This is a genomic window from Paraburkholderia fungorum, assembly GCF_902833645.1.
Lineage (GTDB): Bacteria > Pseudomonadota > Gammaproteobacteria > Burkholderiales > Burkholderiaceae > Paraburkholderia > Paraburkholderia fungorum.
This window is the reverse complement of the sequence record NZ_CADFGE010000003.1, coordinates 648471-667278: the sequence shown is the minus strand read 5'-3', so window position 1 is coordinate 667278 and position 18808 is coordinate 648471. Positions and strand designations below refer to the sequence as shown.

The following is an 18808-nucleotide window of genomic DNA, read 5'->3' as shown; positions in this document are numbered from 1 at the left end:
TGACAATTTGACCTCCCCCACGCTCAAACGACGGAGCCCTGAACTCATGCGACTCGAATTCGTTGACGTTCAAAGCCTACGTCTCTTTGAAGCGGAACCCACGCGTGTCGTCTCGGAGCCTTCGCGGTGGAAAGGTTCGGCCGTTGCCGTTTCAAAAGGGGCGACGCACTTAACCTCGCGTCGCATTCGAAATTAATACGACCAACCCAGCTTAAAAATGATCAGTAAAACTGTTGAACAATTCTATTCGGATATCTCGGACATCTCGATGCGCCTCGTGAGAGCGTATGGCTTGGCCCATCGCGCACCGGACGATCAACCTGATCTAGCATTGGAACGCTGGATGGACTACCGGCTCCGGCACATCAGCCCGCAACCGCGGGAGGTACAGAAGTCCAACCGGTTCCCAATTGGCGGGTTGCCGAGCGACGTCCGGGAGGCGCTATGCCTCATTGAGGCGCGTTTCTCAAATGGTGACGAAGTGAATCCCTACCTCAGTAAGGGGATTCTCAACAACGACGTCGCCAATCTGAAGCAACAGAATCGTACTGACGGGCTTTGGGCAGACTGGGGTATCCATCATTTCCATCTGACCACAGAGCCACTTGCGGTGGGACAACGTTTCTCGAAGCGGTCCGGCTGGCTGCTGTTTGCGAAGGTGTACGACGACGCGGTCGCCTTCATCGATGTACGAGATCACAATGAAGATTTTTTATGGACGCAGGCTGACCTGCTGAGGACTTTCATTTCGTCATGGCCTGAACAGGCCGAGCCTTTTCGTATTTCAACGATGAAGGTCGAGCCTCGCGAGCAAACGCCGGAGACATTGCAGACGCTCCGAAGCGCCGGCGTTTTTGTACCGATCGAGCACGAGGGGAACTTCTATTTCGGACCGGGAGGTGGCGTTACTACGTCAGCAACGTCCACGAAGGTGAGCGTTGCATGCATGAGTGTCCGGACGGATGCGCGGCGGATTGCGACTTGGCTTGAGATGCCCGACAACGTGCTGCGCGCTGAGTTGCGCAGCCGTGGGGTCGAAGATCCGCAATTTGCCATTGGATGCAACGACGTTGGATTGATTCTGGGCGAGATGACCGCCCCCGACTGCTACTGGCAGCTCGCAAGAAGCGGCGGCGAGGATGCGAGCAACCCGATGCAGGCGCTGCACGATCTATTCTTGCCGGAATGGGCCGCCGTCGCGTTGATCACCGATCTTGAGTCCAAGCAGAGCGCCTGAGTTCACGGCCTATGCGGCCGGCGCTGGTACCGTCGGCCGTGCAAGAGTCCCGAGCGTGCGGGGGACAGACTATATTCCTATGTGTGGCCGACGCAAAATTGCGCGTCACCCTATTGGCAATGCGCCCGCGAACAAAAACCGCGTATCAGCCAAAATTGTCGCTACGCGTCTCACCGCGCATGGCCAGCGCGACCTGATTGCCAACGGCCACTAAATTCTCAAGTGTCGCTGCAGGATAGAAGACGGCTCCGTCCGCAGTCCGCAGTATCGCAACGGTGTTTCGCTGCTGGCTGGCGGCACTGAAGGAACAGCTTATACATCTCGGCGTCTTCGGCGGCATTCGCAAGCCGATCGTCGGCGTGATGTCGGACGCTTACGAACGGCAACTCTGGAGATTTCCGCTGTCGCTTGTAGCTCGAGAGTGTGAGTTCGCTAATGCAGGAAGCCGCCATCGAGTGGCTCGCTACCGCCATCGTCAGCAGTCCGCCGCATTGCTGACGTAGAACACGGTCCGTCCCAATGGCAGCTCAGGCCGAATTCGTGACGCTCGCCCGGACGCTGTTGATCGGGACTGTTCGAAGCCGTCTTGAAGCTGCTGGCTTGTCACGCCCCTGTGACGGCGGAAGTTTTATGGTTAATAACTGGCAATCGCGGAAGTTTTTTGGGTAACAGACCTGGTGAAAGAATACAGATTTGGTCTCTTAATTAACCAGGACGGAAGCTATTTGGTTAATTTTCCGGAAGCCAATCGAGTTCTTCTACAATCTTCCGCAGACATCCTCCAGTCTAGAGCTTGCAGTTTTTTGCGGCGGGAACGTTTCTGTCACACGCGCTGCGTTCATATCTGTTTTCGTGGGCTGCGATGTTGCCTGTCGTCGTCGCGGCACCCTTCATCCGTCGGCTCGCCGATCGAATCACACGCTGAATGCTGGCAGTGTTGATCTCGCAATCTGGACCGAAAGGCGCGCGCACGGACTGCGCAGACGGGTGATAGGGGCAGCGCCGCCATCAGGCTTTCACGGCTCGGGTTGAAGAGGCGAGGCGCGACGGCATTGACGCGGCGATCTGCTTGCAGGCGGCCAGTTCAGATTGCCATTGGTCGACCTCGATCGTATTCTCGCTAATCTGCTGGAAAACGCGATGACGTATGGTGAACCACCCGTCGAAATCGCGACTGGCATGCAGCATGGAAAATGGACGATGACGCTGCGTGACCATGGCCCTGGCATTCCTGACGATCAGCTTGACCACGCCTTGCAACCGTTCATGCGTCTTGACGCCGCTCGCGGCGGCGATGCGCACTGCGGGCTGGGACTCGCGATAGTCCGAAGACTGGCGCGCCGCAATGGCGGCACGCTGTCCGTCGCCAATGCGGTGGGTGGTGGCCTGCTGGTCTCTTTAGTGTTTTCGTGAGCGGATGAGGTAATTAGGAATTCATACCAAATCCTTTGGCCTGAGGCATTTACCTGTTGAGTCACTTTCTGTGCAAGTCGACGGGAGCGCGGTGACCTGTAAGGAATATGCAGTGCCTGAAAAACGGGGGCCGCGAAGTAGCCAGGGCCACGTTCGTCGGCACGGCCGTGACCGGCGAACGCTCAAGCCGTGAATTGATATATCGGCCTGTCCCCGGCGTACCCGCACAATGTCGGCGATTAGGTCGTCATGGGGTCATCTGCTGCAAGAGCTTTGAGAAAAACGATGACACTGCCAGATCGGAGACGATGGGACCGTCGGCGTTCGGCAATGTCGTAATCACCTTGATCGAGCGTTCGTGGAAGGCGCGCGCGGCGACGCGCGCGCCTTCCACGTCGCCGATCCGGATCGCATCGACGATCCGCTGGCGCTCCTTTGACAGGCGCGCGGCCGTCTTGCGCCACGCTTCAAACCGTTTGCCCTGGATCTCCCTCGCAAGTCCGATCTGAACGCTCGCGAGGAACTGGCAAAGTGCAATGAGTAGTGGATTGCCGGACGCTCGTACCAGTGCGTTGAGAAACCGTGTTAGCCCGGCAGCGATGTCTTCGGGCGTGACCGCATGATCGATGGCTGCGAGCGCCTGCTGCATCGCGTCGACCTCCTGCGTTGTCGCACGCGCCGCGGCGAGTTCGGACGCGTAGGTATTGAGCGCGCCGTGCACGCCAAGCACCTGCACCATTCCGACCTTCTCGAGCTGGATCATCGAGAACAGTGAGTTCGCGACCAGTTCTTCGGCTCGTGCGGTCACATAGACGCCTTTGCCATGCTTGATCTCCACGAGTCCTGCGCTGGCGAGTCCGCGTATCGCCTCCCGCACAGTCGTGACGCTCACATTGTACGTTTCGAGCAACTGTCTTTCGGTCGGCAGCTTGTCGCCGAGGGCGAACTGTCTGCCGAGAATCCGCTGGCGGAGATCGTCGAAAACCTGCTGCGTGACGTTGCCGCGCTCCGTGCGTCGCGGTGATGGATCGACTGGGGTGGACGGCATACTGTTCGATGTGTCGAGTGTAGACGGATATGGTTACGAGATCTTGCGCGCTTGCGCGCCGCGCTGCGGTGAGGGACGCTTGAACAGCTCGACGATCAGATCACGCAGCCATATGTTGCCCGGGTCAGTCGAATAGCGTCTGAACCAGTACAGGTTGATTTTCATCTCGTGGCGCGCTCCCGGAAGAACGATCTCCTGATACGGATCGTTTCCTGTCCATTGCTTGAAGAACCCGCCGACCCGGCGCGGCAGGACTGCAGCGAGCCCGGTTTGCGCGAAGATCGCCGGCAGCACCATGAAGTGCGGCACGGACAGCCGAACGCGATCCTGCAGCCCGTGCTCGACGAGGATCTTCGTCGTTTCGGGGTGCGACGTGATCGACACGAATTCGAGCTCCTCGAGTGGACGCGCTATCGATGCGCCCGCCTTGTTCCGCGTTGGAGCAAGGATCGTGTATTCCTCGCCGAACAGCGCTTCTGACTGGAACAGCTCGTCGAGCACAGGCAGGTAGCCGATCGCGAAGTCGATTTGCCCGCTTTCGAGCGCCTGTGTCAATTCGAGTCCCGCCAGCTGACACGTCTCGACACGTACGCCTGGCGCACGCGCCTGCAACTCGCGCACGAGCAGCGGCAGGAATACCACTTCACCGAAGTCGCTCATGTGGATCAGGAATGTGCGTCGGCCGTTCGCGGGATCGAAGCGCGAGCCCTCGTCGAGCATCGTCTGCAGGTTGCGTATTGCCTGCTGGATCGCCGGCGCGATCCGCATCGCCGCGATGGTCGGTTCTACGCCGCCGTGCAGACGGACGAACAGTGGATCGCCGAACAAGGTACGCAGGCGCGTCAACCCGTGGCTGACCGAAGGCTGGGTGAGGTCAAGCCGTACAGCCGCGCGGCTCACGCTGCGTTCGACGTAGATGGCGTCGAACACCTTCAGGAGATTGAGGTCGACCGATAGGATATTCATGTGATCGATATTAGAAATGTATTTCCCTGCATGGACGACGGCAATTCAACTCCTCTAGACTAGCTGTTCTGGTCGCGTGTGTGTATACGGAATACTCGCTAAACAAGGGGGTTTTTCAACAAACGCTTCCAGGCTGACGTGAACAATCATGCATATCTGGCTGACATGAAACCAGTGAACAGTTAACTGGTATTGTCTGTATCGACAACCGCGAAGTACGATGTCCAGGCAACGCCTGCGCCCGGCGGCGCGCTACGGAGGAAACATATGAATGTCATCGAGAACGTCAGCCTGGAGACACTGATTGATTCGAAGCCGGTCGGGCCCGGATACGGGTAATCCGTTGAGGATATTGAACACACCCCGTGCAGAGGTTCAAACGTTTTACCTCGACCTTCCACGCCTTGCCTCATCTAACTTCAGGCTGGCGCTTCCGGGGGCTTTTCGTCAAGCCAGGAGTCTGTCCGGTCCTTTAATAGCAGGGAACCTGGCGAAGCCAGGCACTGCATTCACGATCCGGTCATTGTTTCAGAGGATGCGGCCCGAAACAATTCGTAAAGCTGGTAGTGCCATGGGCCAACATTCGTTTCCGTCTGATCGGTTCTAATCGCTGTGCGACTGGAACTCTATCTTCAATGCCGTCGCACCATGGCATAAGACGCATGCTGACATGTGTGAATGTTTACCTTCGCCTGTCTGCACGCGTAATTTCTTTCCTGCATCATGGAGAATCAGATGAAAAGATCGTTGATGGCGCTGGGTGCAGCCGGCGCGCTCACTCCGCAGCTACCGCTCACGCCCAAAGCAGTGTCACCCAGATGCTGGCCTCACCTACACGAAAAATCAGGGTGGCAGCAGCAATTTTCAGGAAACTAGGGCGGCGAGGCAGCACACCCGTTTGACAACGATAACCTTGACAACTCTTTCCGTATCAACAATTCGATCAAGTACTCGAGTGTCAACGATGGTGGCCTGAAGTTTGGCGGACTGTACGGCTTTTCCAGGAGATCAGGAGACTTCGCCACGAACCGGCATTGGTGCGTCCGCATCGGGTACTTCAAATCGTCTTTCGCTGGCAGCGAATAGCGCACGCTTCACGAACTACGAGTTGAATGGACGATACCAGTTTACCTCTGCGGTCTCGATCTCTGGTGCGTACACATTTGCCGACAGCCGTATTGATAGTGTCGGCCGAAATGGAACCAGTTCACGTTGCAGACCGCCTACGCGTTATCCAGGCGCACAGACCTTTATCTGCGGGGCGTCTATCGGCACGTGAGTGACACAGGAAGCAGCGGCATACATGCGGTAATTAACGAGTTCTCAACGTCGAATTCGAACGAGCAGATTGCCGTGACGGCGGGTCTGCGTGTGCGGTTCTCACTGAAAGCGTCTGACTCCTGCGTCTCCTCCGAACGCGTCCGCCGAAGAGGCGGGCGCGTTGCCGAAGCGGGAGCAACAGGCGGATACATTCCCGGCGACCATCATCCTGAACTTTGTAGTTCCATGATATGGCATCCGATGCCGGGCGTTCGCATGGTCGATGCCATGTGAATGCGTGGTGACGGCGCCCGCGCAGAAACCTCTCGCTATAGCGGCCTGGCAAACGAGTCTTGGGTGACCGTGTCCCCTGGAGACGTTGCTTATGCTGAAATGTATGGCACCTTCACTTTATGACAAACCGGAAGTGATCGTCGGAATGTGTGATCGCAGCTCGCCTATCGCGCGAAAGTGGTTCGGGGAAAGCCGCGCCGCGAGGGCAGGGATCTGCGGATCGGCATACGTGAAGCACGCGCTCGTCAAAGCAGCCGAGTGGGTGAACTAATGCACCGGGAAAAGTCATCTGTCCTTGCGCGGGCACAAACGTCAGTTGCGAGGTTTCTGCATCGACTCCGGCCGCGGGAAACGATCCCACTCGATGGACTATACGCCGAGCGCGCAATGAACTCCAATGGTCTGTTGTCTAAAGATGCGAAGAAGGCCAGGCTCTCGAAATTTCCGGGCAACCTGATCGAGCAGGGTCCTCGCCATGTCGAGAATCGACTTATCTATTTGTTCCAGTAACGGTACTAAATACGTGGTTAGAACGCGGTACCAATTTGAAACTGGAATTTCTGGTAGTTGTCGCCAGCATGCTTAACGATCGGGAAGCCGACGTCGAGTTTGAGCGGCCCGATGGGTGAAATCCATTCCAGTCCGGCTCCGTAGCTGTACCGCAGGCCGTTCGCACCCGCGCTGTTGCCCGCGTCTCCCCATACGTTGCCGCCGTCGACGAAGGTAAACACCCGCAAGGTACGGTCGAAGCCTGTACCGGGCAAAGGCAGCGTCATTTCTACATTGCCTACGACCATTCTTGAGCCGCCGATCGGGTTATTGGTAGTCACGTCGCGCGGACCGAGCGAGCCGGCCTCGTAACCGCGGACTGAGCCAATGCCACCGGCAAAGTAATTCTTGAAGATCGGATATGCGTCGCCAGCCAGCCCTTGCCCGTAACCTGCCTGGAAATTCAGTCCCAGGACGAAACCGCGCGCGAACGAATAGTAGTACTGCGCCTGAGTATCAGTCTTGTAATATTCGGTCCCACCGGCCGGCGTGCCCAACTCTGCATTGGCCTGGAGGTAATATCCTTTGCTGGGCACGAGAGCGCTGTCGCGCGCATCCTGCGACCAGCCGACTGTCAGCGGTACGTTGTTCTCCACGCGGCCCATTTTCTGCACGTATTGCAGGTAGGTCTCGGGGGTTGACGAGTCGGTATTGAATCGGTCCTGTTCGAGCCCCAGACCAAAATAAACCATATCCGACTCCGAGAACGGGATGCCGAGCTTCAGATCCGCGCCCACGGAGACGATCCGAAAACTGGTGTCGTTAAAATTGTAGAGTGGATAGGAAGTGCGCCAGTAGACATCGGTGATACGTTTGATCCCATCGACCGTGAAATACGGGTCGGTCTGCGTGACGCTGAGCGTGCGGCCTGTCGACGAGGTGTTCACGTTCAGTGCCAGACTGGTTCCTGAGCCAAATACATTGTCCTGCGACACCCCGGCCGAAATGATCGGACCTTCGCCGGAGCCGTAACCAAGACCCAGCGAAATCGAACCGGTCGGCTTTTCTGTGACCTTGACGTCGATGTCGACCTCATCGGAGGTGCCCGCGACCGGCACCGTTGTCACGTCGACGTCGGTAAAGTAGCCCAGACGGTTGATCCGGTCCTTCGACAGCGCCAGCCGGTTCGAATCGAACCACGAGCTTTCCATCTGGCGCATTTCACGGCGTACCACTTCGTCGCGGGTGCGTGTGTTGCCCACAATGTTGATGTTTCGCACGTACACTCGGCGGCTCGGGTCGACCTGCAGCGTCAGGTCGACCTTATGGTGTGCCTGATCGATCTGCGGTTGTGCGTTCACTGTGGCGAACGCGTAGCCATACTCGCCGAGCTTGTCGACGATCGCCTTGGTGGATGCCTTCAGCTTCTCCGCGGAAAAGCGGTCGCCGGATTTGATCTTGATGAGCTTGTTGAGTTCGGCCTCGCGGTCCAGCAGATTACCCACCAGATGGACGCCCGAAATCGTGTACGGCTCACCCTCGTGCAGACTGAGCGTGAGATACATGTCCTTCCTGTCGGGCGACAGTGACACCTGGGTCGACTCGATCGCAAACTCGAGGTAGCCGCGATTCAGATAGTACGAGCGCAGGTTCTCGAGGTCGGTGGTGAGCTTGTCCTTTGCGTACAGGTCGTTCTTCGTGTACCACGAGAACCAGTTCGGCGTGGATTCCTGCATTTCGTCGTGCAGCACGCTGTCGCTAAACACGGCGTTGCCGATGAAGTTGATCTGGCGGATCTTTGCGCTCGGACCTTCGATCACCGAGAACAATAGGCCCACGCGATCACGGTCGATTGGCGTGACCGTGGTCGTGACCTCGGCGGCATAGTAGCCGCGCATCAGGTATTGGCGCTTGAGTTCCTGCTGGGCGCGGTCGACGACCGACTTGTCGTAGTACCGACCCAGCGACAACCCGACGGCGTTTAGCGCCTTGGTCAGGTTGTCCTTGTCGAATTCGTGGATACCTGCGAAATCAATCGTGCCGATCGCGGGACGCTCCTGCACCTGCACGACAACGACGCTGCCTTCCGTCGAAATTTTCACGTCGTTGAAGAAGCCGGTCGTGTACAGCGCGCGTATCGCCTCAGACGCTTTGTCGTCGGTAAAAGTGTTGCCCTGTTTGATGGGCAGATACGAGAAGACTGTGTTCGGTTCGATGCGTTGCAGGCCTTCGAGTCGGATGTCGCTTACCACAAACGAGTCGGTCGCAAAGGCCGAGGCCGCGCTCGCACTCAGGCCGATCAATGTCAGCAGCCGGGTGCAGCGGGCCGATAGTAATTTAAGGTTCATGCAGGTTCACAGGAGAGACACACAATAGGTGGATCGTCGATGCATCTTGGGTCGATATCCGGTTGCGACGGATTTGGGGACAAGACCTATTGCAACGTGACGCCCGAAGCGCAATTCACTTTCGCGAGCCCCGTCACTTGCAACAGCACTTCGGTCATTTGGCGTGCGTCGGCGCGGTGCATCCGGAACGACAGTTCGGCACCGCCGGGCAAGCGAAACGTAAGCACCAGGTGGGTCGCCTCGCCCTTGTCTTTGCCGATTGCCCATGCCTCGCACGGCATGGCGAACCTCATGTCATTCTCGTTTTGCCGAATTCGCCGCGACCAGCCGATGGCGTTCGAGACCGCTGCCAACAGTTGATGCATGACCGAATGATGCAAGGCGATGCTGTCCAGTTGGTCACCGTTTAGCATCAGGTACTGGCCGTCGTCAGTCAGTTCGAATGTATGCAGAGAGTGAATCACCAAGGCGACTGGCGGCAACATGAAAGTCCTCCTCGAGAATGTGAGGACAAAGTCTAGGCTATCGAATGTGGTCCGTTGTTACGGGGGGGCTTACTAATTCTTCCCTGGAACGATGTGAAGCATATGAACGGACTTTCCCGGCCGGGCCCAGAGAACCCGAAGGTGTCGGATCTCTCGCCAGGCCGAAGAGAAGTTCAGTTTGCCACCTCGTTCATCGCAAGCTGCATGGGAGGCTGTGCCGTTAGCGCAATGTCCAGTTTGGAGACGCTCGGCGGGGGCAGTGAAAACGCGATCCAACCATATCCTGTATGTCTTAGCAGAAGGACGACGCCGTCAAACAGGGGGCTTCTGTCGACATGCCAGCACGGGTCGGCTTCGAGCGGGTAAAGCCTGGAACGGTCCGGTTGCGGCGGCGGCGCCGGCAGCATGTGCGCGCGGACTTGGCCCAGGTGGGCAATGAGGTCATCAACCTCGTTGACATCGAGCAGAGCCGCATTGTTTCCGATGACAAGGCGGAGCGCGGGTGTTCCGGATTCTTGAAGTGGTTCGACCGACAGACGTTTGTACATAAGGATACCTCTGGATACGGGAAGCTAGCTGCTGACGTGAGGTCTGGCCTGGTTGAACCGGGGGAATCCTCCGCTTCTCCTTGTCCTGCCCCTTGTGCATGCATCGACTAGCAAGACATATAGCTTTCGCATTTATGTTTGAGAGACCAGCATAGGTCGAGCCGCCACGAAATGTGTTTCGATATGTTTACGCGTTATTGGAATTGAGGAAACTGCTCGGTGCCTCAGGCGGATAGTTATTGATTGTTTATCCGGCAGTCAGGATGCCTGCACGGGTCCGTCAAGTCTGCGCCTACGCTGGTGCTGACAAAAACTGGACCAGGATGCAGGCAAAGCGCTGCCTGCCGTCATTGAGGTCGTCAAGGCGATCCGGACCATCGTGCAGTCGGCGATCGCACCAGGTATCAGTCGATCGTGTTTTGTACTTTCTATCGTGACGCTATCCGGATTACTAATTTCGGATCACGAAAGGAAGGGTAAGTTCGTTGTGGCGCGTTGCCAACGCTTCGCGAAAATCGTTGTGAGCTAATAACGACATCCGGTGAGTGTTGGTCAACGAGTCGGATATTAAAGGCAACGTTTTATGTGCGCGTAAGCGGATCCTGATGTTCTGGTTGATCCGATTGCGGCGTGCATTGCGCTATTCAACGTTTATCCTCGGAGAATCAAAAATGAAAAAATCCATTGTGACTTTGGCGCTGCTAGTTGCCGCCGTCAACGTCGCTTACGCTCAGAACAGCGTCACCCTGTACGGGGTAATCGATGAATCTATCCAGTACACCCATAACGCTACGCCGACCGGCAGCAGTCAGGTGGGACTCTATTCCGGCAACCTGTCTGGCAGTCGTTGGGGCCTGAAGGGTTCGGAGGATCTGGGCGATGGTCTGAAGGCTATTTTCCAGTTGGAAGACGGCTTCAATGTAAACAACGGCAAAATGGGCAGCTACAACGGCACGACTTCGGAGTTTGGCCGCCAAGCCTACGTCGGCCTGCAAAGCGACCGCTACGGCACCTTTACGGCAGGGCGCCAGTACGATCCGTTAGTCGATATGGTCCAGGGCATTACGGAGGACAACTACTTCGGCAGCACGTTCGCGACCGCTGGCGACGTGGACAACTACGACAATAGTTCCCGCACCAACAATGCGTTGAAGTACGTCTCACCGGTCTTCGGTGGGCTGCAGGTCGAGGGCCTCTACGCACTGGGTGGTGTCGCGGGAAAGACCGGTTCCGGGCAGACCTGGTCGTTGGCGGCCGCGTATAACAACGGTCCGCTCTCGCTGTCCGCCGGTTATTTTGTTGCCGACAACGCTAGCGCCACCACGACGCGTACCGGCTGGTCGTCGACCTCGGACGGCACGTTCGATGGTCCAGTCAACTCCGGCTACGACACGGCTAAGTCGATCAATATTGCACGCGTCGCGGCCCAGTATGTTGCCGGTCCGTATACGTTCGGTTTGAGCTACAGCAACTCGCAATACAAGGCTGACGCCCAGTCCGCGTTTGTCGATACGGAAAAATACAACAGCGGGCAGGCTTTCCTGAATTACCAGGCGACGCCGGCGTTGCTATTGGGGTTGGGTTACAGCTACACGAGGGCGAGCGGCGACACGGGAGCATCGTATAACCAGATTTCCTTGGGCGCAGATTACAACTTGTCGAAGCGCACGGACGTGTACCTCGTCGGGGCATGGCAACACGCAAGTGGGAATCAGCTGAACAGCGACGGCACCGTGAGCAGCGCAGAGGCTTCCATTGGTTCATATGGTGTTGCGGGGACGAGTTCGCAGGAAATGGTCAGCTTTGGGATCCGTCACAAGTTCTAACGGGACGGTTGGGTAATCCGACCGAATGTCGCGAAGTTCCGGTCACCCTGCGTAAGACAAGGTGACTGGCTTCTCGTGTTGGCGGCCGCGATGCAGTGGCAAAGGTGCGGCAAGGGAAAAGTATATGCTGCGACACAAAGAGGAGGTTTTCTTCGGAAAGATGCGTCGAGAACGATAGTTGCCATGCCATTGGGAGCAATGTAATTGTGCTAACCAGAACTTTAAGATTATTGCTCGCGAGCATGCTAACGATCGGTATGCCTGGAGTTTCAGCGGCTGGCGGCGATGCGGACCAGGCGCGGGAATGGGGTTCCGGTGAGTTCCACCGATCAATGGATGTCGACTCAGAACTGGCGCACCTGACGAAGGAGCTGGATCTTACCGAGGAGCAGCGCGAACGGATTTTGCCGATACTGGTGGAACACCAACGAAAAGAGCAGGCGCTTCATCAGAATACGTCGCTTTCGTCCGATGATCGTCGCGCACAAGCACACGCTATCAGCGACGAAACACACAAGGAGATTGCCCCGCTGCTTACGGACCGGCAGCGGCAGGTAGTCGAGGCAATTCAGCAGCGTGCGCACCACGGTACGATGCGCGGCGCGTCGGCCACCTCCGGCGGGGGCTAGTCATGCGCCATCGCATGGGTCATGAGCGACGTCTCCAGTAAGGGTGTGGACAGCAGCAGTCTGGAAGCACATTAGTACTCGCATGCCGCGCCCGCTGTGATTGTCGATTTCCCATTCTCCACCCGCGCGCCGCACCAACCGTTCAACGATCGCCAGCCCCAGCCCGCTATTGCCGTTGCCGCCGCGTGCCGGGTCGAGGCGCCCGAACGGTCGGCGCGCGTTGATCAGATTCTGCGCCGCGATCCCGCTGCCATTGTCTTGGACGGACAAGCTGTAGCCCGTCGGAGTACGGGCGGTTGCCACCACGACAGGCGGTGCACCGTAGGCATGCGCGTTGTCGAGCAGGTTTGCAAGAATGCGGTCGAGCGTGGCGGTCGGCAGCAGGAAGCCGGGGCCTGCCTTCAGGTCGGTCAGCACACCTGGCGTACCATCTGCGACTATCTGGTAACTGCGCACCACCCGCTCGCATTGAGCATCGACCTCTACAGCTTCGCTGCTATCGGCGTCGTCGTGTGCAAACACAAGAAACTGCTCGACGATATGCGTCATCGAAGCGATGTCACGCAGTACCCCGTCGCGCACCCTGGCTTCGCCCATCATCTCAGCGCGCAATCGCAGCCGCGTCAGCGGCGTCTTTATGTCATGCGCGACACCCCCGAGCATCACCCCGCGATCGTTTTCCGTGCGCGCCGCCTCCTGGACCATCTGGTTAAAGCCATGGATCAACTGACGCAATTCTTGCGGCCCACGTTCCTGCACCGGCGACACTGGCTGGCCAAGGCCAAAGCGGGCGACCGCGTCGGCGAGCGCGCGCAAGGGCTGCTGCAATTGCCACGCTGCAAAGAGTGCCGCGATCACCGCAGACGTGAAGATGGCAATTAGCCATAGCACCATCCTTTCAAGCGCGTGAGGCAACCCCAACGGCGATGCCGGCACCATGATCCAGTTGCGATCGGTCGGCTCGAGCACCCATAACCACAACCCTGGCGGCTTGCCGGCCCGCACCCGGGTGCCCGGCGGCATCCGGGTGCGTACGTCATCGAGAAAGCGGGCCAACGGCATATCCGAATATCTATCGCTCTGCATCGACGGCACGGCGCTGCTGGACGGGTCGATGAGGAATACCCACGATGGCAGCGGCAGATTGGGCGTGTTAGCGATGTGCTGGCGCACGGCGCTAACGAGGAACACAGCCTCTTCAACGGCATAGTGGGTTTGCATCCGATTATCCTCGAGGCGATACAGCGCGTACCAGGCGAAATGGGAAAGCAACAGGACCGCGACGACCAGCAACGCGAGCCGTCCAAACAATGAATCAATCAGTTGGCGCATGTTGTTTGTCGTCCGGCGCAAGTACGTAGTTGTGTCCACGCACGGTTTGGGTGAAGCGCGGGGTGGAGGGTTGGTCTCAGGAGTGCAGCCTGTCTGTGTCGACGTCAGCAGTTCGCGAAGGTCGACGTCGTTGTCAACGACAAGCATCTGAGTAACCATGACATGAAGACTCTCCGGCAGGAATGAATTTATAACTCAAGTAATCCTTAGAGAAATTGCGATTTTTTACGACAACGCGGGTATGTAAGTCTGGGTAATGCTTTAACGGGGAAATTTCGTTTGGGCGAAAGACCGTGCAAGTACCCCTATACGTTGGTTTGCGGAATTGTCGATCGTGGCGATCCCTGCGCCTCTGCGCCTCGGTGCCGGTTAATCCGGCGTAACCTGGCGTAATCCGCGCGTAACACAATGGCGTATTGCGCCAGCTATTGTCCGTAGTAACGATGAGTTCATCGTGCTTCTGGAGCAAATATTATGGATAAGTATTTCTCGCCGACCGTAGCGGTTGTGTTGTTGCGTGTGAGTTCTACACTCCTCTTCGCTAGGGAACTTTCGTTGGCGTCGATGCATGGGTCGAAAGGGTATTCGGCACGCGGACCGTACGGTGTGAAGATGGCGTTCGTTGTTTGGCGTATTGACGTCGGCACGAAGACTGCCGGACGTGAAACAGGTGGTGGATACACACGCGATACACGACGGCGAACCGAGCTATCCGTTTAGGGGCGAAAAGTCCGTCATGATTTGCTTCGTGAGCGTCTTCCCGGTTGCCGACATATTTTTTAGTCGCATAGGCACATGTCGGCGAAATGCCACTCCAGTTCAATGCGACGAACTGCATCTACATGCGCTCTCCTTGTCCGTTCGAATAGCCTCACGCAGTGCAGAGTAGGTTCATTGAATAAGGGAAATACCGTGTACGAATCGATGACATTGGATCTTTTCGACCATGCTGACGTACCAGCGCTCCGTTTCACCATTGCAGATAAGTCTTGTCTGCTGCAGACATCCGCTGTTGATGAGCTGATTCAACAGTTAATTGCCTTGCGCGGCCGTCTTGATCCCCCGCAGCCTCGGGAACCCGTCAGATCGTCAAACTATCCTCTCGAGATGGACCCCTGCTGGTATGTCGAACATTCGCCGCTATTGGGGCTCGTCATTCTCCTGCGGCACCCCGGAGTGGGTTGGATGGCTTATTCGTTGCCAACGGAGAGTGTCAAGCGGCTTTGCACGGCGCTAACAGTAAAACCGGCCAGTTTCGTCCCTGGCTCCATGATCAACTGATCGTTTTGCCATTCCGAATTTCAGATACTCCTATGGGCGTGTACTCAACTTGTACAGTCGCGCCGTCAAATCGCGTCGCTATCTTTCGGATACTCTCCGCGCGCAATGACTTGCTGGAACAGCGCGCTATGAGTGGGCACGTCGTTTGAGGCCTTGAACCAGGCCTTATCAGCAATCGCGGGCGCTTGAGTAAAACCGGGTAAACAACCGGTAACCAATAAAGTCTCCATGTCGTCTATCTTGCTTCTCATCTTCGGTTGAGTAGCAGGACCACATCATGATGAAAGTCGTCTTTCCAGGATTCTACGCGGCATTGACTCGAGCAGATTCTTTCATCTCAGTTGTTGAAAGGAACGGTTTGCGTAACGAAAAGTACGGTTCAGAGAATGTGTTTCATCATGTCGCCCTGTGCGAGCCAGGCGATTGGGCGGGCTGCGAATGGCATATGCATGGATTGCCGCCTCAAGGCGCCTACTCGCCTCTCGCGACGCCGAAACCGCCCGCATTCACTGGCTACGCCGAGGTTCATCAAACGGTGGACTACGCTGCGAGTGCCGTGTCCAGACTCGTGTCGAAGATGCGAGGCGCCGGCGCTGTGCAGAACGACGTTCATCAGGAGCGGAGTTGATGACGATCGTAAGGCGGCTCCTTAAGCTCGCGTTGAAGAGTTTGACTCCCATCATGGTGAATACGCTCGTCACGCGTCTTTCGCATGCGGCTGCGCCATTCATCGTACAGGTGGCGGAGCGGCTAGCAATCGCCACGATTGATTTTGCCGGTATGCATGAATTCGACAAAGACAATCTGACCAAGGCGCTCAAGAATGCCGGCGACCGGTATCAGAAGTTCCAGTTTCCTATCGGAGTGTCCTTCTGGTAACGCTGGAAGCTGTGCGCTCCAGATCCGGAAAGGCAGTCGTTTCCGCGCTCAGGCCCATTTTCTGTGCCGTATCGCTCGCTCGTTGTGCGCCCGTGGGGCGTCGCGCGCGCTCGTGGTTACTCAGACGGTCGCTCGATATCCTGTTTGTGCTGCCCGTATGCATGAGTCATGTGTATGCGCAGTCCAGCAGCATGCCCGCGCAGCCGGAGCTGACGAACGACCCATGGAGCCTGTTGCTCGCACCGCGGCTCGAGGAGCATCCGCTCGCGCCAGGCATGTCTGCCGTGACTTTTGGTCTCGGTAGCGAAGCGACAGGCACATACGATGCGGATCTGTCACTGAAGGGCAGCGCCGAGTTGCGTCGTGCCACCTCTGTCGTGCAGGCTGACGCGATCCATTACGACGTAGATCAGGACGTTGCGGATGCATTCGGGCACGTGGTGCTGACTCGCGACGGAAATCAGTTTATCGGGCCCTACGCGCATCTTCATGTCGATTCGAACGAGGGCATGATGACGACGCCGCGATACCATTTCATCCTGAGCGACGGCAAAGGCAGTGGTTCCCGCGTCGAACTGCACGACGATCAGCAAGAAACGCTTTACGACGGCACGTATACGACGTGCCAGTGTGTCGACGATCCGGCTTGGTATGTGCGTGCGTCGCGGCTCGACCTCGACAACGCGCAAAACAACGGCGTAGCGCATAACGGCGTTCTGTTCTTCCTCGGTGTACCGATCTTCGCCTCACCGTGGTTGTCGTTCCCGCTCGACGGGACGCGCCGAAGCGGCATTCTGCCGCCTACGTTTTCGATTAGCTCGACGAACGGCTACGATGTCGCGGTGCCCGTCTACTTCAATCTCGCGCCGAACTATGACCTGACGCTCACACCACGCCTGATGTCGAAACGCGGCGTGATGTTGACGACGGACTTTCGCTATCTGACACCGTCGTATTCGGGGACGCTGTCATTTGCTTATCTTCCGAACGATGCATTGACGAACACAAACCGTTACTCGATTTCCTTTCAGCATCAACAAACACTTGGCGGCGGTTTTTCCGCCTATGTGAACTACCAGCGCGTTTCAGATGCGAACGTGACGACTGACCTCGCGAATTCAAGTTCAGTGGTGGTCGGCGGCCAAAGCCTGTTCCAGCAGGAAGCGGGCGTTGCTTTTAACCACGGACCGTGGTCCGTGCTGACGCGCGTGCAGTACTGGCAGTCGTTTTCCGATGCGACTCCGCCGTATAACCGCGAGCCGGAACTAAACGTCAAGTACGCGCGCTACGATGTCGGCGGCTTTGACTTCGGCGCGACATGGGACGCAACGCGCTTTACGATCCCGGTTGGAAATTCGACGCAAGGCGAGCGGCTTCTGTTCGACCCGTATGTCAGCTATGAGTTCGGGCAACCCGGCTGGTATGCGACACCCAAACTGCAGTGGCACTTTGCTTCATACAACCTGAGCTCTATCGGCACGGGTGCACCGGCGGGCCAACCGACGACGTTTAGCTTCAACGTGCCGACGCTATCGTTTGATTCCGGCATGACATTCGAGCGCAGTGTGAATCTCTTCGGTGTCGGTCTGATCCAGACGCTCGAACCTCGGCTATATTACGTTTACACACCGTATCGAAACCAGAACTACGCGCCAATCTTCGACACCGCGCCGCTCGACTTTGGCCTCGCTGAGGTTTTCACAAGCAATCGCTTCGTCGGTGGCGACCGCGTATCCGACATGAACCGCATCACAGCGGGGATCACCACGCGCTTCGTCGATGCCGCGAACGGCAATGAGCTGGCGCGCTTTGTACTCGCGCAGGAATACTACTTCCGGAACACGCAGGTGACGATGCCGGGCGATTCGCCGCCGACTGTCGGCCCGTCGAATCTTATCGCTGGCGACTCACTGAACATCGGCGCTGTCTCGGTTCAGCAAGGGATTGAATACAACCAGTCCAGCGGGGAGTTTACGCAGGCCACGATCGGCCTTGGGTGGAAGCGCGCCGCGGGGAGTGTCTTCAATGCGGCGTACCTGTACGCGAGAGCCAATGCGACCCTCGACGATGAGACGGAGAATCAGGTACTGCTCTCGGGGCAGTTTCCATTGACACGGCGCCTGTCTGGTGTCGGCCAGATCGACTACGACATTGTCAGTCATCGAGTGTTCGCCGGGTTGATTGGTCTGAAATACCTGGCTGATTGTTGGAGCGTTAGCTTTGCCTTTCAGAAGTACACGAACGTCAGTTCGACAACGACACCCACTACAGGCACTCGCTTCCTGATGCAACTGCAACTCAATGGTTTGAGTCACATCGACAATGGATTGCAGCAGCAGTTCCGTGCAAGCATCCCGGGCTATTCTGCCGCGCCGTCCGCATTGCCCGAATCGCGCTTTTCGAGCTATCCATAACCATTGCAGACATCGTGGATAGCATCGCGGCGCAAGCATTGATTGCTCTCTGATTAACGACTACGTTTGCATGGCTTTCAGTAACTGACAGCCCTTCCTGGACCTTACCCTGAGTTTCGAGGCGTGACGATGTCATTGACGACTACCCGGGGTATTTCGCATCGCTGGATGATATCAGCCCGTATCGCAAAGGATTCCGGTCGACGTGATCGAACAGTCGGCAGCGAACCCTTGTTACAGGTATCGATTTATGAAACGACCGGTAAACGCAGGCGTTGTCACCGCCCCACAGTGCTTGTTCTCCATTCAGTTCTAATCGCTGATCAACGGGTGCAGGGTCATTAGCTCGTTGTCTTGCT

The 18808-nt window shown here is 57.2% G+C and carries 14 protein-coding genes and 1 pseudogene; 8 read left to right on the top strand and 7 right to left on the bottom strand.

Annotation, left to right across the window (positions count from 1 at the left end):
• Positions 1–217 precede the first annotated feature (217 nt).
• Together HWX91_RS14100 and HWX91_RS14090 are read left to right on the top strand one after the other, a co-directional pair.
• Positions 218–1237, top strand: coding sequence for a PH domain-containing protein (locus HWX91_RS14100; protein ID WP_052660614.1), 1020 nt, complete (start codon positions 218–220; stop codon positions 1235–1237).
• 1062 nt (positions 1238–2299) lie between these two features.
• Positions 2300–2650 (top strand): annotated as a pseudogene (locus HWX91_RS14090) (sensor histidine kinase); the annotation flags it as partial.
• 247 nt (positions 2651–2897) lie between these two features.
• Here the strand turns inward: HWX91_RS14090 and HWX91_RS14085 are convergent.
• The 5 genes from HWX91_RS14085 to HWX91_RS14065 form a co-directional block, all read right to left on the bottom strand.
• Complete coding sequence (locus HWX91_RS14085; RefSeq protein ID WP_028194312.1) at positions 2898–3698, bottom strand: FadR/GntR family transcriptional regulator; 801 nt, start codon at positions 3696–3698, stop codon at positions 2898–2900.
• A gap of 33 nt (positions 3699–3731) precedes the next feature.
• A complete protein-coding gene (locus HWX91_RS14080; protein WP_025496333.1) occupies positions 3732–4664 on the bottom strand; it encodes a LysR family transcriptional regulator in 933 nt (310 codons plus the stop codon).
• 2081 nt (positions 4665–6745) lie between these two features.
• Positions 6746–9055, bottom strand: coding sequence for an outer membrane protein assembly factor BamA (gene bamA, locus HWX91_RS14075; protein ID WP_028194310.1), 2310 nt, complete (start codon positions 9053–9055; stop codon positions 6746–6748).
• An 86-nt stretch (positions 9056–9141) separates the two neighbouring features.
• Positions 9142–9540 (bottom strand): hypothetical protein, encoded by a 399-nt coding sequence (locus tag HWX91_RS14070; RefSeq protein WP_028194309.1) that lies wholly within the window; start codon positions 9538–9540, stop codon positions 9142–9144.
• 173 nt (positions 9541–9713) lie between these two features.
• The gene (locus HWX91_RS14065) at positions 9714–10088 is read right to left on the bottom strand and encodes a hypothetical protein (RefSeq protein ID WP_042273735.1); all 375 of its coding nucleotides are present in this window, start codon (positions 10086–10088) and stop codon (positions 9714–9716) included.
• Positions 10089–10759: 671 nt separating this feature from the next.
• Here HWX91_RS14065 and HWX91_RS14060 point away from each other — a divergent pair.
• Together HWX91_RS14060 and HWX91_RS14055 are read left to right on the top strand one after the other, a co-directional pair.
• Positions 10760–11914 (top strand): porin, encoded by a 1155-nt coding sequence (locus HWX91_RS14060; RefSeq protein WP_025496540.1) that lies wholly within the window; start codon positions 10760–10762, stop codon positions 11912–11914.
• Between the two features lie 242 nt (positions 11915–12156).
• The gene (locus HWX91_RS14055; RefSeq protein WP_127837974.1) at positions 12157–12543 is read left to right on the top strand and encodes a hypothetical protein; all 387 of its coding nucleotides are present in this window, start codon (positions 12157–12159) and stop codon (positions 12541–12543) included.
• On the opposite strand, the gene HWX91_RS14050 is transcribed toward HWX91_RS14055, so the two are convergent.
• Entirely contained in the window at positions 12544–13875 is a 1332-nt protein-coding gene (locus HWX91_RS14050; protein WP_042273732.1) for an ATP-binding protein, read from the bottom strand.
• A 912-nt stretch (positions 13876–14787) separates the two neighbouring features.
• On the opposite strand from HWX91_RS14050, the gene HWX91_RS14045 reads away from it, so the two are divergent.
• A complete protein-coding gene (locus tag HWX91_RS14045; protein ID WP_025647917.1) occupies positions 14788–15156 on the top strand; it encodes a hypothetical protein in 369 nt (122 codons plus the stop codon).
• Between the two features lie 65 nt (positions 15157–15221).
• Here HWX91_RS14045 and HWX91_RS14040 read toward each other — a convergent pair whose 3' ends face one another.
• The gene (locus HWX91_RS14040; protein ID WP_156034497.1) at positions 15222–15386 is read right to left on the bottom strand and encodes a hypothetical protein; all 165 of its coding nucleotides are present in this window, start codon (positions 15384–15386) and stop codon (positions 15222–15224) included.
• A gap of 47 nt (positions 15387–15433) precedes the next feature.
• Between HWX91_RS14040 and HWX91_RS14035 the strand changes: the two genes are divergently transcribed.
• From HWX91_RS14035 to HWX91_RS14025, 3 genes are all read left to right on the top strand, one after another.
• Entirely contained in the window at positions 15434–15784 is a 351-nt protein-coding gene (locus tag HWX91_RS14035) for a hypothetical protein (RefSeq protein WP_127837973.1), read from the top strand.
• Positions 15784–16035: a hypothetical protein gene (locus HWX91_RS14030; protein ID WP_025647919.1), complete on the top strand. Its 252-nt coding sequence runs from the start codon at positions 15784–15786 to the stop codon at positions 16033–16035. Before HWX91_RS14035 ends, HWX91_RS14030 begins: the two co-directional genes overlap by 1 nt.
• A 161-nt stretch (positions 16036–16196) precedes the next feature.
• Complete coding sequence (locus HWX91_RS14025; RefSeq protein WP_042273728.1) at positions 16197–18449, top strand: LPS-assembly protein LptD; 2253 nt, start codon at positions 16197–16199, stop codon at positions 18447–18449.
• The last annotated feature ends 359 nt before the right edge of the window (positions 18450–18808 follow it).

Excerpts from the sequence above, each read along its gene's own strand:
- HWX91_RS14060 (WP_025496540.1), top strand. The coding sequence starts at position 10,760 with ATGAAAAAATCCATTGTGACTTTGGCGCTGCTAGTTGCCGCCGTCAAC.
- HWX91_RS14025 (WP_042273728.1), top strand. The coding sequence starts at position 16,197 with ATGAGTCATGTGTATGCGCAGTCCAGCAGCATGCCCGCGCAGCCGGAG.
- HWX91_RS14055 (WP_127837974.1), top strand. The coding sequence starts at position 12,157 with ATGCTAACGATCGGTATGCCTGGAGTTTCAGCGGCTGGCGGCGATGCG.
- bamA (WP_028194310.1), bottom strand. The coding sequence starts at position 9,055 with ATGAACCTTAAATTACTATCGGCCCGCTGCACCCGGCTGCTGACATTG.
- HWX91_RS14070 (WP_028194309.1), bottom strand. The coding sequence starts at position 9,540 with ATGTTGCCGCCAGTCGCCTTGGTGATTCACTCTCTGCATACATTCGAA.
- HWX91_RS14100 (WP_052660614.1), top strand. The coding sequence starts at position 218 with ATGATCAGTAAAACTGTTGAACAATTCTATTCGGATATCTCGGACATC.
- HWX91_RS14080 (WP_025496333.1), bottom strand. The coding sequence starts at position 4,664 with ATGAATATCCTATCGGTCGACCTCAATCTCCTGAAGGTGTTCGACGCC.
- HWX91_RS14050 (WP_042273732.1), bottom strand. The coding sequence starts at position 13,875 with ATGCGCCAACTGATTGATTCATTGTTTGGACGGCTCGCGTTGCTGGTC.
- HWX91_RS14035 (WP_127837973.1), top strand. The coding sequence starts at position 15,434 with ATGATGAAAGTCGTCTTTCCAGGATTCTACGCGGCATTGACTCGAGCA.
- HWX91_RS14030 (WP_025647919.1), top strand. The coding sequence starts at position 15,784 with ATGACGATCGTAAGGCGGCTCCTTAAGCTCGCGTTGAAGAGTTTGACT.
- HWX91_RS14065 (WP_042273735.1), bottom strand. The coding sequence starts at position 10,088 with ATGTACAAACGTCTGTCGGTCGAACCACTTCAAGAATCCGGAACACCC.
- HWX91_RS14040 (WP_156034497.1), bottom strand. The coding sequence starts at position 15,386 with ATGGAGACTTTATTGGTTACCGGTTGTTTACCCGGTTTTACTCAAGCG.
- HWX91_RS14085 (WP_028194312.1), bottom strand. The coding sequence starts at position 3,698 with ATGCCGTCCACCCCAGTCGATCCATCACCGCGACGCACGGAGCGCGGC.